This is a genomic window from Acinetobacter sp. CY05 (assembly GCF_059515805.1).
Map to the genome: position 1 here is coordinate 1 of NZ_JCAKMW010000052.1, position 2,947 is coordinate 2,947.

Here is a 2,947-nt window from a genome sequence, read left to right on the forward strand (position 1 = left end):
CGACAATAGCAAGAGTGAACCACCTGATCCCTTCCCGAACTCAGAAGTGAAACCTCTTAGCGCTGATGGTAGTGTGGGGTTACCCATGTGAGAGTAAGTCATCGCCAGCTCATTATTCTAAAAATCCCTCGATCGTTGATCGGGGGATTTTTTTTCGCCTATAAAAAGCAATAAATACCCTCAGAATTTGCATGAAATTATTTTTAGCGACCGTTCCTACGCTTCTATTCACCAGAATCGTGCTCTGATTCTCTTCCTTACGGCTCGATCTACTACATTTCACAACTCTTTATCTGATTGAAGCTTCTGTTTTATCACGAGCTGGCAATCTAAGACTCCTTTGTCCAATCAGAACAGTCCTCCTATAAGCTAGACATATGGCTCTAGTTAGGTGTATTAGTAGCGCAGTGCTGATTAAATTAATATCATCTATATGATGCGTTAATGCCGCATCATATAACTAAAATAGCTCTATATGATGCGTTAATACCGCATCATACAAATTAGGGCAAAACACTAGAAAAATCGATCATAAAAAAAGCGTTACTTTTCATGTTTCTCTGTGGTTAATTTTTAATCTTTTGCGTTCAAGAATTAATCAAAATTAGCGACTTTTCCCTAAAATAGCCTAAGCAAATAAAAACAGATTTTAAGCCTATTCATCCCCCTATAGGGATTAGATCGTCCCTTATTTCATCAAAACCAAGAAAATTGATTAATTTGTAATCAGTGGAAAATAGGATTTTTTACTTCTAAAAAGTCCTATTTTTTTCCTTTTTGAAGGAATCAAATTCTAGTTCCTCAAAAAGTTGATCAAAAAACAAATCTGATCACTCTAAAAATTAGAGATTTTCTTGTTTTTTAAGAATATATCTAAAATCTCATATAAGCTTCATATAGGCACTTTAAAATTAGAGATGTACCCAACATCATTTTCTTGAAAAAAATTCAATAGTGAAGCTTACATTGAGTTTTAGAGGGTATTTGATTTGTGTTTCTTGGTAAAAATTTAAAAGTCTATGTTTTTTTAGAAAAAAGAGACAAAAAAAATTAATTGAAATTTTTGAGCCAAAAATTCGATTTTCAGCTCAATTTTAAACTTTCCGAGAGAATTTTTCTTGGAACAGGAGATCTGCACTGTGATCTCAGGTTGTCATCAAAACCTGTGGATAAGTATTAAAAAAAACGAAGTTTTTGAACAAAAAAAAATGAGCGAAGCGGGTTTTTAATGTTTTTAAATGTTTTTAAATGCTTTTAGACACGCTGAAACCCTTGCTACATAAGGCTTTCAGAGCCTATATGACAACGTTTCCTCGGTTATATAGCAACGTTTCCTCGGTTATATAGCAACGTTTCCTCGGTTTAATGACAACGTTTCCTCGGTATTTGACAACAAATATTTCTCATGTTGTTATAGCAACAAAATAATCTTGTTGCTAAATGGGTAAAAATGACTGATTTAGTCGTAAAATCGAACAAACTTGTTCAGGCTTTGCAGACGCTCACCCTAAATGAGGCACGTTTGCTACAACTTGCGATTGTCGATGCCCGTGAAACTGGTCAAGGATTGTCCACGGACGAGCCTTTGGAACTAAACGCAGTGAGATACGCGAGAGCTTTTAATGTTTCGGCAGATGCTGCTTACTTGGCATTGAGTGAAGCAGAGGATTCTTTGTTTAAGAGACAGTTCACCATCACGAACGAAGATGGAACTGTGACAAAGAGTCGTTGGATTCAAGATGCGAACTATCGTAAAGGCGAAGGACGCATCCTCGTAACGTTGACGCGAGTCGTGATTGAGCACATTACGAAGATCGATGGCTTTGAGCAGTACTTCACGAGCTATCACTTAAAGAAAACTGCAGACTTTAAAAGTGTGTATGCTGTTCGACTCTATGAGTTACTGATGCAATGGAAGTCTGTTGGTAAGACGCCAGCATATGAACTTGAGCGTTTACGCGGCCAATTAGGCATTGGCGTGAATGAATACACGCGTATGGAAGCGTTTAAACGTCGTGTCTTAGATATTGCGGTTGATCAGATTAACGAGCATTCCGACTTAATCATTAAGTATGAACAGCATAAACGTGGCCGTTCTATTTCGGGGTTTTCCTTTAATTTCAGATACAAACGTTCAGCAATACAGGCTGCTAAAGAGATTGAAGTCAAACAAGACACGAAATCTGCTTTAACAGATGCACAGCGCTATATGTTTGCAAATAAGCTTTCAGATCTGCCAGAGATGAGTCGTTATTCCAAAGGCACAGAGAGTTATCAGGCTTTTTCCGCACGTATTGCGGAAATGCTGCAAACATCTGCTGGGATAGAGGAGCTATTGCCATTTCTGAAGCAAGTAGGCTTTAAAGCGGGACGTTAAGCTCACTGAAATCAATCATTCTAATGCTAGCCATAGTGCTGGCATTTTAATAAAACTGCACATAACAGCGTGAGCTAAGTGATTTTTGGGAAAAAACCGCTAAAAATCGCAAAATTAGCGTTGTTATGTGCTTTTTTCACAAAAAAATAGGCAAATTAGGGCTCTAGAAGTGTTTTTTAGCTCAATTGACACGTGATTTTGTAAAATAAATGAGCAGTCAGACGGAATTCTTCGCAAATGGGGTTGCACAGCGCCTGAAATCCTGTAGAATGCACATCCATCAGCGATGATCTTGATTAAAACTTGTTGAAAAACAATGATTTAACAAATGAGCTGATTATCTTGCTTCTGACGAAGATGCAAGAAAATCATTAAGAGATTATGAAGAACAACTTGTGTGGATTTTTACTGGTTGATCAATCGAATATATTTTCATTGATAATTGGTAAGAATTTCTCGAAGTTTATTTGAGCAAATTTTTTGTCAGTAATTGATGAGCCAAGATTGGTGCCCTATAGGCACTATTGATTTTAAACTGAAGAGTTTGATCATGGCTCAGATTGAACGCTG

The 2,947-nt window shown here is 37.0% G+C and carries 1 protein-coding gene and 1 rRNA gene; both read left to right on the forward strand.

All coding sequences use genetic code 11. The features are described from left to right. Nucleotides 1-110, forward strand: a 5S ribosomal RNA gene (gene rrf / locus AC5YCD_RS15635); the annotation flags it as partial. A 1,340-nt stretch (nt 111-1,450) separates the two neighbouring features. Next, nucleotides 1,451-2,377 (forward strand): replication initiation protein RepM, encoded by a 927-nt coding sequence (gene repM, locus AC5YCD_RS15640; protein ID WP_496130876.1) that lies wholly within the window; start codon nt 1,451-1,453, stop codon nt 2,375-2,377. The last annotated feature ends 570 nt before the right edge of the window (nt 2,378-2,947 follow it).